This is a genomic window from Enterobacter cloacae complex sp. P15RS (genome assembly GCF_014895905.1).
In the GTDB taxonomy this organism is placed as follows: Bacteria; Pseudomonadota; Gammaproteobacteria; order Enterobacterales; family Enterobacteriaceae; genus Enterobacter; species Enterobacter quasihormaechei.
Map to the genome: position 1 here is coordinate 1 of NZ_JADBQL010000041.1, position 12,730 is coordinate 12,730.

Below are 12,730 nucleotides of genomic sequence, written 5' to 3' on the forward strand. Positions count from 1 at the left end.
ACGCCTGACGAGCCCTGCACTATCGGCCCGCCGTACCGGGTCATATCGCCCATCCGGGCCGCCGGTTTACCGCTCATGGTCACATCCTTTCAGCCTGAAATGAGCGGGAAGCGTAGCGGGTAAAGGCCACTAAAAAAGAAGGGTTACAGACAAAAAAGGGAAAATCGGAAAATATTTAGTTTTCACAAAAAAAGTCCCCGGACAGGGGGCAAGACAAAGTATGGCTATATTCTCGTTGTATGCATTCCTGGTGCTGGCGATAAAACGTTACTGGTAGATATCTGCACTGGCGTGCATATTGCCGTTGCTGCCGGGCTCACGTGTCAGGATGATGTGATAGTATTTTGCGCCCCGCGCGTCGGTTTCTTCATTCAGCGCCCGATCTGCTTCACTTTCAGTGGCGAAGTTATGATTGATGTAAATTACGCCTAAGCTCTGCACATCATCCATGTTTCTGGCCTGTCGGCTGTCTATCCTGATGGCTGCCATTGCGTTTGCACTGAGCAAAAGCGCAGCCAAAATGGCGATTGCGATTCTTTTCATGATATGCGCTCCACGACTGCGTGCGGTGATACGGGGTAATGCGCTCCTTCTCTGTTTAAGGGATTCTGATTAAAGTGTAATCGCTCCTCTGGTTGCGATGGGTGACCATTTCTGATGGTGTTGTTCAAAAAAACAGCGCTTCTGATGCGAGTGATTTTAAATCACCCACTTAGATCAGCTTTACGCTTTGTGCGAATTATTTGCGCAATCACCTTGTGTTTAGCGGGGGGCGCAAGTATTATGACGCGTCAATTTTTCAGCCGACCTTTAACACGTTCCTTGCCTCCCCGGGCCTCGGCTGACCCAGACAGGAGGCTGAATAATCCGTAAGGAGCAATTCGATGCGTCATTACGAAATCGTTTTTATGGTCCATCCTGACCAGAGCGAACAGGTTCCGGGTATGATCGAGCGTTACTCTGCTGCCATCACTGGTGCAGAAGGCACGATCCACCGTCTGGAAGACTGGGGCCGCCGTCAGCTGGCTTACCCAATCAACAAACTGCACAAAGCTCACTACGTTCTGATGAACGTTGAAGCGCCGCAGGAAGTGATTGATGAGCTGGAAACTACCTTCCGCTTCAACGATGCCGTTATCCGCAGCATGGTTATGCGTACCAAACACGCAGTGACCGAAGCATCTCCGATGGTTAAAGCGAAAGACGAGCGCCGTGAGCGTCGCGATGATTTCGCAAACGAAACCGCAGATGATTCTGATGCTGGGGATTCTGAAGAGTAATTTCTGATGACCAACCGTCTGGTGTTGTCCGGCACCGTGTGCAGGACCCCCCTTCGAAAGGTCAGCCCATCAGGAATTCCGCATTGCCAGTTCGTGCTTGAGCATCGTTCTGTGCAAGAGGAAGCCGGGTTTCACCGGCAGGCGTGGTGTCAAATGCCCGTTATTATTAGCGGACACGAAAACCAGGCCATTACTCACAGTTTAACGGTCGGTAGCGCAGTAATCGTTCAGGGGTTCATCTCTTGCCACAAGGCAAAGAACGGCCTGAGCAAAATGGTTCTGCATGCCGAGCAGATTGATTTGATAGATACTGGAGACTAGCCAAATGGCACGTTATTTCCGTCGTCGCAAGTTCTGCCGTTTCACCGCGGAAGGCGTTCAAGAGATCGACTATAAAGATATCGCAACGCTGAAAAACTACATCACCGAAAGCGGTAAGATTGTCCCAAGCCGTATCACCGGTACTCGTGCAAAATATCAGCGTCAGCTGGCTCGCGCTATCAAACGCGCTCGCTACCTGTCTCTGCTGCCGTACACTGATCGTCATCAGTAATCGGGCACGGTCCATTAATACGACTTTAAGAGGATAAGGTAATGCAAGTTATTCTGCTTGATAAAGTAGCAAACCTGGGCAGCCTGGGTGATCAGGTAAACGTTAAAGCGGGTTACGCTCGTAACTTCCTGGTACCACAGGGTAAAGCTGTTCCAGCTACTAAGAAAAACGTAGAGTTTTTCGAAGCACGTCGTGCTGAACTGGAAGCCAAACTGGCTGACGTTCTGGCGGCTGCTAACGCTCGCGCTGAAGCAATCAACGCACTGGGCACCGTTACCATCGCGTCTAAAGCTGGCGACGAAGGTAAACTGTTCGGTTCCATCGGTACCCGCGATATCGCTGATGCAGTCACTGCGGCAGGCGTTAAAGTGGCTAAGAGCGAAGTTCGCATGCCGAACGGCGTTCTGCGTACCACTGGTGAGCACGAAGTTGACTTCCAGGTTCACAGCGAAGTGTTCGCTAAACTGGTTGTTAACGTAGTAGCTGAGTAATTTTTTACTCTGCTCACGTCGAAGCGCCGGCCTTGTGCCGGCGTTTTGCTTTTTAGCGTGACGCTACGTCATGTTTTGCTATTGTAAGGTCGCTATTCCTGACGCATTCTCTGATAATAAATTGAAACGCAATTTTATTTATGAGATTTGCCATGGATACCGCTCTGCCCACGCCCGTCTTTGCCCGTCGAAATGTGGCCTATGCCTGCGCCACGCTCTGCTGTCTGCTTTGGGGAAGCTCTTACCCGGCCATTAAAAGCGGCTACGAACTCTTTCAGATCGCGACCGATGATATCCCATCCAAAGTCGTCTTTGCCGGATACCGTTTTCTGTTTGCCGGTGCGCTGCTGCTGCTCTTTGCCCTGGCCCAGCGAAAACCGATTGGCAGGCTCACGCCCACGCAGTTTGGCCAGCTCACGATCCTTGGGCTTACCCAGACCACCATCCAGTACACCTTCTTTTATATCGGCCTGGCCTACACCACCGGGGTGAACGGCTCGATCATGAATGCCACCGGCACCTTCTTCAGCGTGCTGCTGGCGCACTTTATCTACCACAATGACAAACTCAGCTACAACAAAACGCTGGGCTGCGTTCTGGGCTTCGCCGGGGTGATGCTGGTGAACTTCCACGGCGGGTTACGTGATTTCCAGTTTGTCTGGCAGGGTGACGGATTTGTCGTGCTGGCGGCCTTTATTCTCTCTGCCGCCACGCTTTACGGGAAACGTATTTCCCAGACCGTTGACCCGACGGTGATGACGGGCTGGCAGCTGGCGATAGGTGGGGCGGCACTGGTTGCGGGAGGCTATATCACGGGCGGGACGCTGGAGGTGCACAGCATGAAGGCCGTCGCTGTGCTGGGTTACCTGACCCTGCTCTCATCCGTGGCGTTCGCCCTGTGGAGCGCGCTGCTGAAGGTGAACCGCGTGAGCATGATTGCTCCGTTCAACTTTGTCATTCCTGTTGCAGGGACGGTGCTTTCCGCCATCTTCCTCGGCGAAAACATTCTGGACATCAAATACGCGATTGCCCTGGTGCTGGTCTGTTCGGGGATCTGGTGGGTGAACAAGCGGAGCGCCTGAGAAATGACGTGCCGGGAGGCGGCTTCGCCTGACCCGGCCTACGGGAACTAGCGTGCCCGGATAAAACTGCCGTCCGGCTGACGGGTAAACAGCACCTGCTGACCATTCCCCGTATCAATGGTCAGCCCCGTCACTACGCCGCTGGCATTCTGGCGGATCTGCACCATCTGACCATTTTGCAGGTTGCTGAGCGGTTTGCCTGCCCCTTCAACCTGCGCCATGGCATACACATCCGTTGCCGGCAGATTGTGGTCGCGGAACAGCTGGGCAAGGGTTTTCCCTGACTCTACGCGATACGAACGCCACTGCTGCTCAATGCCGGTCGGCTGTTGCGCCTGCGGCTCTGAAGGAACGGCGGCCTGCTCCTGATCTTCCTGAACGGGTTCAGGTTCAACCGGCGCAACCTGGCCCGGATCGTTAGAGGGCGTGACCAACTGCGTCTGCATCGGCTGTGAATCCGGCTGCGGCTGGCTTTGCGACTGGATATCCAGCTCCGCATTCCGGCTGACCGGCGCGGTATCAACGTTGTCACTGCCGGAAGGAAGCAGGAAGCCGATGACGATCAGCAGCGCGCCAATGATAATGCCTCTGCGGTGCAAAGGCGGCAGCGGGTCCATGATGCGAAAGTTATCCGGCGCATGCCAGATTTTCGCCAGGGTAGGTTTCAGTTCAAATCGCCCGGGCATGGCTCTCCTCCTGCTCCGCGTCTTTTTATCCTGTCCTGAGAAGTGTAGTTTGCTAACTGCCTGATGGGCGTAACAAAGCCAGCTTTCGTGACATATATTTGGGAAAATCCTGACGGCTACTATTGTTTCCGTTTCGCCGCTGTTTGTCACCTTTACTTAAGACAAAGTTTTACCCATAAGGGCATGGCTGATATGCTGCCCGCTACTTTAAATGTGATGGAAGGAAAACCCATGACCACCCCGACTTTTGACACTATCGAAGCGCAGGCAAGCTACGGCATCGGCTTGCAGGTAGGACAGCAGCTGAGCGAATCCGGCCTGGAAGGTCTGTTACCGGAAGCGCTGGTGGCGGGTATCGCTGATGCGCTGGAAGGCAAGCAACCCGCCGTGCCGGTTGACGTTGTGCACCGTGCGCTGCGTGAAATTCATGAACGTGCTGACGCCGTGCGTCGCGCGCGTTTCGAAGAGATGGCGGCAGAAGGCGTTAAATATCTGGAAGAGAACCGCGAGCGTGAAGGCGTGAACAGCACCGAATCCGGCTTGCAGTTCCGCGTAATCAATCAGGGTGATGGCGCTATCCCGGCGCGTACCGACCACGTTCGCGTGCACTACACCGGTAAGCTGATCGACGGTACCGTGTTCGACAGCTCCGTTGCGCGTGGCGAACCGGCTGAGTTCCCGGTTAACGGCGTTATCCCAGGCTGGATCGAAGCCCTGACCCTGATGCCGGTAGGCTCAAAGTGGGAACTGACCATCCCGCACAACCTGGCTTACGGCGAGCGCGGCGCTGGCGCGTCCATTCCGCCATTCAGCACCCTGGTGTTTGAAGTCGAGCTGCTGGAAATCCTGTAATCGGTTTTTCTTATTTTCCTCTCTCCAGTCGGGGAGGGGAAAATAGCGATAAAACCTGGAGTTACGACGGAATCAACATTTTGTATTGCAAACGAAACTGTTACGTGTATTTTTGTGAGCTGTTTCGCGCTGTATGAGTGATATGACACTCACTTTCAACATATTATTAACATAATATCCAAATCATAGTATTCATCCCGCCGATTCTTACCTACTATCGATTAGTCCTTACAAAGGGACCGTCATTTATTTGGCGTATTTAAAGGCCAGAAGAGCCGTAACAACACAGACAGGCATAAACAGGAAAATATCACATGGTAGATCAGGTCAAAGTCGCCGCCGCGGAAGAGGCGACGTCTGAACAGTCGCTACGGCGAAATCTCACAAACCGTCACATTCAGCTCATTGCCATTGGGGGCGCCATCGGCACCGGGCTGTTTATGGGATCGGGCAAAACCATCAGTCTTGCCGGCCCGTCGATCATCTTCGTTTATATGATCATCGGTTTTATGCTCTTCTTCGTGATGCGTGCAATGGGTGAACTGCTGCTCTCGAACCTCGAATATAAATCCTTCAGCGATTTCGCGTCCGACCTGCTCGGTCCTTGGGCAGGCTATTTCACCGGCTGGACCTACTGGTTCTGCTGGGTGGTCACAGGTATGGCGGACGTTGTCGCCATCACGGCCTACGCGCAGTTCTGGTTCCCCGGCCTGTCGGACTGGGTTGCCTCGCTGGCGGTGATTATCCTGCTGCTGAGCCTTAACCTCGCCACCGTAAAAATGTTCGGTGAGATGGAGTTCTGGTTCGCGATGATCAAAATCGTTGCCATCATCGCGCTGATTGTCGTCGGGCTGGTGATGGTGCTGACGCACTTCCAGTCGCCAACCGGCGTTCAGGCGTCGTTTGCCCATCTGTGGAACGACGGCGGCTGGTTCCCGAAAGGCATCAGCGGCTTCTTTGCCGGTTTCCAGATTGCGGTGTTCGCGTTCGTGGGGATTGAGCTGGTCGGCACCACGGCCGCGGAAACCAAAGATCCGGAGAAATCCCTGCCGCGCGCGATTAACTCCATCCCGTTGCGTATCATTATGTTCTACGTATTCGCGCTGATTATCATTATGTCCGTGACGCCGTGGAGCTCGGTGGTGCCAACCAAGAGCCCGTTCGTTGAGCTGTTTGTGCTGGTCGGTCTGCCGGCGGCGGCAAGCCTGATTAACTTCGTGGTGCTTACCTCTGCGGCGTCGTCTGCGAACAGCGGCGTGTTCTCCACCAGCCGTATGCTGTTCGGACTGGCGCAGGAGGGCGTTGCCCCGAGCGCGTTTGCCAAACTCTCAAAACGCGCGGTGCCGGCGAAAGGGCTGACCTTCTCCTGTATCTGCCTGCTGGGCGGCGTGGTGATGCTTTACGTCAACCCGAGCGTAATCGGCGCGTTCACCATGATCACCACGGTGTCGGCGATCCTGTTCATGTTCGTCTGGACCATCATCCTCTGCTCGTACCTGGTGTACCGCAAGCAGCGTCCACACCTGCACGAGAAGTCGATCTACAAGATGCCGCTGGGCAAGCTGATGTGCTGGGTGTGCATGGCGTTCTTCGTCTTTGTGCTGGTTCTGCTGACGCTGGAAGACGATACCCGTCAGGCGCTGATCGTCACGCCACTGTGGTTTATCGCGCTGGGGCTGGGCTGGCTGTTTATCGGTAAGAAGCGTATGGCAGGTATGCGTTAAGCATGTTGCCGGGTGGCGCTGACGCTTACCCGGCCTACGTTCGAGGACGTTGTAGGCCCGGTAAGCGCTAGCGCTACCGGGCTTTTTTATTTATCAGCCAATGCCCGCGGGAACAGCACGTTATTCTCAAGACTGATGTGCTCCATCAGATCGTCAATCATCTCATTAATGCCGTTGTACATGGCTTTCCAGGTGGTGCACGCTTCTGGCGGCGGCGTGACGTTGTTGGTGGTGTGTTTGATCACCTCCAGCAGTTCCCCCGCGTCATCATGTTCGCTTTCCATCACGCTGATGGGCCCCATCGCCTGGCTTCCCATTCCCTGTTTAATCATCGGGAAGAGGATCTGCTCTTCTTTCATCATGTGGCTGGAGAGTTCTTCGTGCAGCATGGTCAGGTATTTCGCCAGGCCGCGCGGTACGGAAGGTTTATCGGCGTGAACGCGCTCTACTTTGGTGGCCTGTAAAATCAGCTCCGGCAGCTGTTCACGGTGACGGTCATGGTAACGCACGATAATGTGGTCGATGATTTCAGCCAGCGGCGCGGTGCGCCAGTCTTTGTCGACAGGCTGCTCTGCCAGCTTAGCCAGCTCCGCTTCGATAGCTTCTACATCCAGCTCTTTACGCGACGCTGCGCGCGCCAGCGTTTGCTTACCGCCGCAGCAGTAATCCATATCGTATTTACGGAACAACGCAGAAGCGCGAGGGATGGAGAGCGCCAGCTCGCCCAAGGGTTGGTCGCGGAAGGCCATAGCAGTTACCTCATCATCAGAAATATAAGATGCATTTTAAATGCATCTTTAAAGCGATACTATAACCCTTTAGAGGCAAGGGTAAAGTGAGAGGGCGATCACAAAAAAAGCGTGCTTTTAACCTGCTGATTGAATGCAGAAAAAAGCTTTCGAAAGTTTTTAAAGGTGGAGAAACAGTAAACAACCTGCCGCACGTGCCGATAGATACAGGTCAGACAATACCTGCATATCAAAAGGCAACGCATGTTCAAACGTATAAAAGTCATTACTCTTCTCATCTCGGTGCTGCTCGTGCTCGGCATCATGCAGCTGATCTCAGCCGGCATTTTCATTAATGCGCTCAATAACGATAAAGAGAACTTCACCGTTTCTCAGCTTTCCAGCCAGAACGTCGCGGAGTTGACCGACGCCTGGATCAGCCTTAACCAGGCGCGCGTTACCCTCAACCGCGGCATGCTGCGTCTGCAAAGCAGCATGGCATCTCAGATTAATGGCGGGCAGCTGAACGAGCTGGTCAATACCGCGAAAAACCTGCTGGCCGATGCCCAGACCCATTACGATAAATACTACGCGCTGCCGGAAACGCCGGGCATGGACGAGCACCTGGCCGACAGGCTTGAAGAGCAGTATCGCATCTACTCCGCCACGCTGACGCAGATGAACGTTCTGCTGAGTCAGGGCAACCTGGAAGAGATGTTCAAACAAAATGCCGAACACAAGCAGACCGCGATGCAAAAGGTCTACCGCGAGTGGCGCGAGGCGCAGGCCGCGCTCACCGACAAAGGCATCAAGGACAATGAAAGCGACTACAAGCGGATTCTGTGGATCCTTTCTGCGGTCATGCTGCTGGTGGTAGCCGTCATTATCTCCAGCTGGATTGCCATGCGCCGCGTGCTGCTGCTGCCGCTGGAAGAGGTGATCAACCACATCCGCGCCATTGCGGCAGGCGATTTAACCCAGCCGATTCACGCCGAGGGTAAAAACGAAATGGCGATCCTGGCGCGTAACGTTCAGGAGATGCAAACCGCGCTGGCGAATACGGTGGGCGTGGTGCGCGAAGGTGCAGATACAATCTACACCGGCGCGGGTGAAATCTCGGCCGGCAGTAACGATCTCTCGTCCCGTACCGAGCAGCAGGCCGCCTCCCTGGAAGAGACGGCAGCCAGCATGGAGCAGCTAACCGCTACCGTGAAGCAAAACGCCGATAACGCGCGTCAGGCGTCGCGTCTGGCGCTGGATGCCTCTTCCACCGCGAAGAAGGGCGGAAACGTGGTCGAGGGCGTGGTGCGTACGATGGATGAAATCGCCACCAGCTCCAGCAAGATTGCGCAGATCACCAACGTGATTGACGGTATCGCCTTCCAGACCAACATTCTGGCGCTGAACGCGGCGGTCGAAGCGGCGCGTGCGGGCGAGCAGGGGCGGGGCTTCGCGGTTGTCGCGGGCGAGGTGCGTACCCTTGCACAGCGCAGCGCGCAGGCGGCGAAAGAGATCAAAGCGCTGATCGATGATTCCGGCGAGCGCGTTAACGCGGGCTCTCAGCTGGTGAATGAAGCGGGGGCGACGATGGCGGAGATCGTCAATGCGGTTACGCGCGTGACGGACATCATGGGCGAGATTGCCTCAGCCTCCGACGAGCAGAGCCGCGGTATCGATCAGGTGGGCCAGGCGGTAGCGGAGATGGATCGCGTTACCCAGCAGAACGCCTCGCTGGTGGAAGAGTCTGCGGCAGCGGCAGCGGCGCTGGAAGATCAGGCCGCGCGCCTGAACGAAGCGGTGGCGGTGTTTAAGATCACCCGCAACCAGGCAGTAAAAGCCGCGCCCGTGAAGGCTTACGCGCCTAAGGCGCAGCCCGTAGCAACGGCGTCTGAAGCGAACTGGGAAACGTTCTGACATTGTGCCGGGTGGCGCTGACGCTTACCCGGCCTACGTTCGAGGACAGTGCAGGCCGGGTAAGGCGCAGCCGTCACCCGGCAATCATCACCCCTCCGACGCAGGAACAACCCTCGGTTTTTCCGGCTTCGCTCTTACCGCAATCACCACCCCAACGACCAGCAGCGCGATCCCGCAGGCCGTTAACAGCGGCGGCACGCTCTGGCGCATCAGGAAGGTATAGAGCAGCCCGGCCAGCGTCTCAAAGACAATCAGCGGCCCTAATATCACCGTCGGCAGCTTCTGGCTGGCAATGTTCCAGCACAGCGCGCCCACCCACGAACACAGCACGGCAATCGCAACCATTAACCCGACGAATACCCACGGGCGCGGTCCGAAGGGCAGGGCGAAATCCGGATGCTTGCTACCCAGCCAGACACACGCACCCGCATAGCCCAGCAGCGAGACGGGAAGCGTGACCAGCGCCTGCGCCGTGGCCCACATCATTGGATGCTTATCCGGGTTTTCCCGCAGCCAGCGTGCGTTGCGCAGGGCATACCAGGCCCAGCACACAACTGAAATAACCGCCAGAAAGATCCCTGAACCGTAACGCCACATGCTGAAATTTTCCAGGCCATGGCGAAGTTCGGCAATATTCACGCAAGCCAGCCCCACGGCGATGCATACCAGCGCGGGCACCATTTTTGACCACGCCAGTTTGCCGTCGCGCTGGCTGTACAGCAGGTTCGCGAATACAGGAATGACGACCGGCAGCGTGCCGATAATCATGGTGGAAACCGGCGCGCCGGTGCGCTGAATGGCGCTGGCCAGGCAGACGTAGTAGATCAGGTTGCCCATCATCGTCAGCGCCAGCGCGGTGAGCCAGTCCTGGCGACTCAGCTGGCGCAGGCGCGCACGCCCCAGCCACGCCAGCGGCACGGCAATCAGCCCCAGCGCCAGATAGCGTCCGGTCGACTGCAATATCGCCGGGTACTCCGGTACTATCAGCGGGCCGACGAAAATCAGTCCCCACATCAACCCTGCAAGCAGGGCATACAACACGCCGCTAATCATCTTTCCGTCCACAGTAATACATGTTGTAGCCAGTGTAGGAGGCACAGATGCGTGCGTATTGTATGAGGTTGCGCATTAGCGCGGCGAAACCTGCTTCTGGTAACGCACGGGCGTAATGCCGTAGCGGCGGGTAAAGGCGCGGGTCAGGTGAGACTGATCGGTCAGCCCCGTTGCGGCGGCGACTTCGGCGGCAGGCATGCCGTGAGTGAGAAACGCCTTTGCGCGCCACAGGCGAATCGCCATCAGCATCTGGTGTGGCGTAACGTGGAAATGGGCTTTGAACTGGCGCTGGAAATGATACGGACTGAGCGAAACGACGCTCGCCAGCTCGTCCAGGGTGAGCGCGCGCATATAGTTGTCGTGCAGATAGTCGCGAACGCGCTCGAAGCGGTGCGCGCCCTCCCGGGCTACCGGCGCATGACGGGCCAGCGGCTGGAACGTCTCAATCAGATCCAGCAGCAATCCTTTCTGTGCCAGCGGATCGTCCGTGTGCCACAGGCCATAAATCAACTGGCCTATCTGTTGCGAGCGCAGCGGATCGTGACGCGTGACGTCGCTAAACCACCAGTGGCGCAGGCCGGTGACTTCTTCCAGCAGGTCGGGTTCGATATAGACCATCCGGTAGCGCCAGCCGCCTTCGGTGGCGGATTCGCCGGTGTGGATCTCGTCCGGGTTCATGGTCACGACGGATTTTTCCGCGGCAAGATGCTGGGTACCGCGATAGCGGAAGCGTTCGGCGCCGGTTTCAATGGTGCCGATGCCAAACGCTTCGTGAGTGTGCGGCTCGAAGGCGTAGTCAGAGATATGGGCGTGATAAAGCTCCAGACCCGGCAGCTGCGCCAGATGGCGAAAGCGCGCGCTGTCTCTCTCATCAGTAAACTGTTCAGGTACGCCTTGCACAGTGAGCCTCCTCGTGGGTCATCGCCTCATTATCAGAGATGACCCGAAGGGATGCTACCAAAAATAACCAATTCTTAACAATTACAGAATCGCTTTGATGCTCTCCGCCAGCGGCGTGGTCGGGCGACCGATCAGTTTGCTCAGGGTACGGCTGTCGTCAAACAGGCCGCCTTTGGACGCGCCGGTATCGGAATCCGCCAGCATATCCGCCAGCCCGGCAGGCAGGCCTGCGCCCTTCAGCGCGGCGGCGAAATCCGCTTCGCTCAGGTTCTGATACGCCACCGGCTTGCCGCTCAGTCTGCTCAGCTCCGCCGTCAGTTCGCTCAGCGTCCAGGCACTGTCGCCCGCCAGTTCATACACCTTTCCGGCATGACCCTCTTCAGAAACCACTTTTGCTGCCGCCGCCGCGTAATCCGCACGGGTCGCCGAGGCAATTTTGCCTTCACCTGCGGCACCAATAAATACGCCGTGCTCCAGGGCAGGCGGCACGCTCGCAAGATAGTTTTCGGTATACCAGCCGTTGCGCAGCAGGGTGTAAGGTACGCCGGATTCAGCCAGCGCTTTCTCGGTTTCTACGTGTTCAACGTGCAGACCCAGCGGGGAGGTATCCGCATGCAGCAGGCTGGTGTAGGCGATAAGTTTCACCCCGGCGGCTTTGGCGGCGTTAATCACGTTCTGATGCTGTGCGGCGCGCTGGCCCACTTCGCTGGAGGAGATAAGCAGCAGCTTATCCACGCCGTTCAGGGCGGTGGTGAACGCGGCCTGGTCGGTATAGTCCGCCTGACGTACCACTATTCCCCGCTGGCTAAAGGCGTCGGCTTTTGCCGGGTTACGCACAATAGCCACGATCTGGCTGGCCGGAACGGTTTTCAGCAGTTCTTCAATAACGAGTTGGCCAAGCTGGCCGGTTGCGCCGGTAATCGCGATCATGATGAATCTCCTTCGTGTTTGTCTGGTGTTGTGGCACACTATCACCATCACTAACTTTTAGTAAGTACGCACAAAAAGGTAAGTATGAAAACAACGGTACCGACGCTCAGCGAGCAAATGCGCGATGGCAACCTCTTTGCGGAACAGTGTCCATCAAGGGAGGTGCTCAAACACGTTACCAGCCGCTGGGGCGTGCTGATCCTGGTGGCATTGCGTCAGGGCACGCATCGCTTCAGCGACCTGCGCCGCAAGATGGGCGGCGTCAGCGAGAAAATGCTGGCCCAGTCACTTCAGGCACTAGAGCAGGACGGGTTTGTTAACCGCGTTTCTTATCCGGTTGTGCCGCCGCACGTGGAGTATAGTCTGACCCCGATGGGTATCGAGGTCAGCGAGAAAGTCGCCGCGCTGGCGGACTGGATTGAGGTGAATACGCCGCAGGTGATGGCGAACCGGGACGAACGTGCGGCGTAAAAGCCGGGTGGCGCGCAAACCTCGATCCCGTAGGCCGGGTAAGCGAAGTGTATGACCGGATACATA

Annotated in this window: 15 protein-coding genes; 9 read left to right on the top strand and 6 right to left on the bottom strand. The window is 56.5% G+C overall.

Annotation, left to right across the window (positions count from 1 at the left end; all coding sequences use genetic code 11):
* Positions 1-267 precede the first annotated feature (267 nt).
* Entirely contained in the window at positions 268-543 is a 276-nt protein-coding gene (gene yjfY / locus IM267_RS20035; RefSeq protein WP_193034157.1) for a DUF1471 family protein YjfY, read from the bottom strand.
* A 341-nt stretch (positions 544-884) separates the two neighbouring features.
* Between yjfY and rpsF the strand changes: the two genes are divergently transcribed.
* The 5 genes from rpsF to IM267_RS20060 all read left to right on the top strand — a co-directional run bounded on the left by rpsF (position 885) and on the right by IM267_RS20060 (position 3,406).
* Positions 885-1,280 carry a 30S ribosomal protein S6 gene (rpsF, locus tag IM267_RS20040; RefSeq protein ID WP_003856034.1) on the top strand — a complete coding sequence of 132 codons (396 nt, stop codon included), beginning with the start codon at positions 885-887 and terminating at the stop codon, positions 1,278-1,280.
* A 6-nt stretch (positions 1,281-1,286) separates the two neighbouring features.
* Positions 1,287-1,601: a primosomal replication protein N gene (priB, locus tag IM267_RS20045; RefSeq protein WP_022646836.1), complete on the top strand. Its 315-nt coding sequence runs from the start codon at positions 1,287-1,289 to the stop codon at positions 1,599-1,601.
* A gap of 4 nt (positions 1,602-1,605) precedes the next feature.
* Complete coding sequence (rpsR, locus tag IM267_RS20050; RefSeq protein WP_000135199.1) at positions 1,606-1,833, top strand: 30S ribosomal protein S18; 228 nt, start codon at positions 1,606-1,608, stop codon at positions 1,831-1,833.
* Between the two features lie 41 nt (positions 1,834-1,874).
* Positions 1,875-2,324 carry a 50S ribosomal protein L9 gene (gene rplI, locus IM267_RS20055; protein WP_006810372.1) on the top strand — a complete coding sequence of 150 codons (450 nt, stop codon included), beginning with the start codon at positions 1,875-1,877 and terminating at the stop codon, positions 2,322-2,324.
* A 152-nt stretch (positions 2,325-2,476) separates the two neighbouring features.
* Entirely contained in the window at positions 2,477-3,406 is a 930-nt protein-coding gene (locus IM267_RS20060) for a DMT family transporter (protein WP_193034158.1), read from the top strand.
* A 47-nt stretch (positions 3,407-3,453) separates the two neighbouring features.
* Here IM267_RS20060 and IM267_RS20065 read toward each other — a convergent pair whose 3' ends face one another.
* Positions 3,454-4,092: an OapA family protein gene (locus IM267_RS20065; RefSeq protein WP_193034159.1), complete on the bottom strand. Its 639-nt coding sequence runs from the start codon at positions 4,090-4,092 to the stop codon at positions 3,454-3,456.
* A gap of 231 nt (positions 4,093-4,323) precedes the next feature.
* Here IM267_RS20065 and fklB point away from each other — a divergent pair, with 231 nt between their 5' ends.
* Both fklB and cycA read left to right on the top strand, forming a co-directional pair.
* A complete protein-coding gene (gene fklB / locus IM267_RS20070; RefSeq protein ID WP_063450910.1) occupies positions 4,324-4,944 on the top strand; it encodes an FKBP-type peptidyl-prolyl cis-trans isomerase in 621 nt (206 codons plus the stop codon).
* Positions 4,945-5,258: 314 nt separating this feature from the next.
* Positions 5,259-6,668, top strand: a complete 1,410-nt coding sequence (gene cycA, locus IM267_RS20075; RefSeq protein ID WP_063450909.1) for a D-serine/D-alanine/glycine transporter — start codon at positions 5,259-5,261, stop codon at positions 6,666-6,668.
* An 86-nt stretch (positions 6,669-6,754) separates the two neighbouring features.
* Here cycA and ytfE read toward each other — a convergent pair whose 3' ends face one another.
* On the bottom strand, positions 6,755-7,417 hold the full coding sequence (ytfE, locus tag IM267_RS20080; protein ID WP_063867163.1) for an iron-sulfur cluster repair protein YtfE: 663 nt from the start codon (positions 7,415-7,417) through the stop codon (positions 6,755-6,757).
* Positions 7,418-7,660: 243 nt separating this feature from the next.
* Between ytfE and IM267_RS20085 the strand changes: the two genes are divergently transcribed.
* Positions 7,661-9,310: a methyl-accepting chemotaxis protein gene (locus tag IM267_RS20085; RefSeq protein WP_102750485.1), complete on the top strand. Its 1,650-nt coding sequence runs from the start codon at positions 7,661-7,663 to the stop codon at positions 9,308-9,310.
* Between the two features lie 87 nt (positions 9,311-9,397).
* Here IM267_RS20085 and IM267_RS20090 read toward each other — a convergent pair whose 3' ends face one another.
* From IM267_RS20090 to IM267_RS20100, 3 genes are all read right to left on the bottom strand, one after another.
* Positions 9,398-10,363, bottom strand: a complete 966-nt coding sequence (locus IM267_RS20090) for a DMT family transporter (protein WP_193034160.1) — start codon at positions 10,361-10,363, stop codon at positions 9,398-9,400.
* A gap of 75 nt (positions 10,364-10,438) precedes the next feature.
* The gene (locus IM267_RS20095; RefSeq protein ID WP_064910245.1) at positions 10,439-11,263 is read right to left on the bottom strand and encodes an AraC family transcriptional regulator; all 825 of its coding nucleotides are present in this window, start codon (positions 11,261-11,263) and stop codon (positions 10,439-10,441) included.
* Between the two features lie 81 nt (positions 11,264-11,344).
* A complete protein-coding gene (locus IM267_RS20100) occupies positions 11,345-12,193 on the bottom strand; it encodes an SDR family oxidoreductase (RefSeq protein WP_193034161.1) in 849 nt (282 codons plus the stop codon).
* Positions 12,194-12,277: 84 nt separating this feature from the next.
* On the opposite strand from IM267_RS20100, the gene IM267_RS20105 reads away from it, so the two are divergent.
* On the top strand, positions 12,278-12,664 hold the full coding sequence (locus tag IM267_RS20105) for a helix-turn-helix domain-containing protein (RefSeq protein ID WP_063867172.1): 387 nt from the start codon (positions 12,278-12,280) through the stop codon (positions 12,662-12,664).
* Positions 12,665-12,730 lie beyond the last annotated feature (66 nt).

Coding starts and splice junctions, on each gene's coding strand:
- yjfY (WP_193034157.1), bottom strand. CDS start 543: ATGAAAAGAATCGCAATCGCCATTTTGGCTGCGCTTTTGCTCAGTGCA.
- rpsF (WP_003856034.1), top strand. CDS start 885: ATGCGTCATTACGAAATCGTTTTTATGGTCCATCCTGACCAGAGCGAA.
- priB (WP_022646836.1), top strand. CDS start 1,287: ATGACCAACCGTCTGGTGTTGTCCGGCACCGTGTGCAGGACCCCCCTT.
- rpsR (WP_000135199.1), top strand. CDS start 1,606: ATGGCACGTTATTTCCGTCGTCGCAAGTTCTGCCGTTTCACCGCGGAA.
- rplI (WP_006810372.1), top strand. CDS start 1,875: ATGCAAGTTATTCTGCTTGATAAAGTAGCAAACCTGGGCAGCCTGGGT.
- IM267_RS20060 (WP_193034158.1), top strand. CDS start 2,477: ATGGATACCGCTCTGCCCACGCCCGTCTTTGCCCGTCGAAATGTGGCC.
- IM267_RS20065 (WP_193034159.1), bottom strand. CDS start 4,092: ATGCCCGGGCGATTTGAACTGAAACCTACCCTGGCGAAAATCTGGCAT.
- fklB (WP_063450910.1), top strand. CDS start 4,324: ATGACCACCCCGACTTTTGACACTATCGAAGCGCAGGCAAGCTACGGC.
- cycA (WP_063450909.1), top strand. CDS start 5,259: ATGGTAGATCAGGTCAAAGTCGCCGCCGCGGAAGAGGCGACGTCTGAA.
- ytfE (WP_063867163.1), bottom strand. CDS start 7,417: ATGGCCTTCCGCGACCAACCCTTGGGCGAGCTGGCGCTCTCCATCCCT.
- IM267_RS20085 (WP_102750485.1), top strand. CDS start 7,661: ATGTTCAAACGTATAAAAGTCATTACTCTTCTCATCTCGGTGCTGCTC.
- IM267_RS20090 (WP_193034160.1), bottom strand. CDS start 10,363: ATGATTAGCGGCGTGTTGTATGCCCTGCTTGCAGGGTTGATGTGGGGA.
- IM267_RS20100 (WP_193034161.1), bottom strand. CDS start 12,193: ATGATCGCGATTACCGGCGCAACCGGCCAGCTTGGCCAACTCGTTATT.
- IM267_RS20105 (WP_063867172.1), top strand. CDS start 12,278: ATGAAAACAACGGTACCGACGCTCAGCGAGCAAATGCGCGATGGCAAC.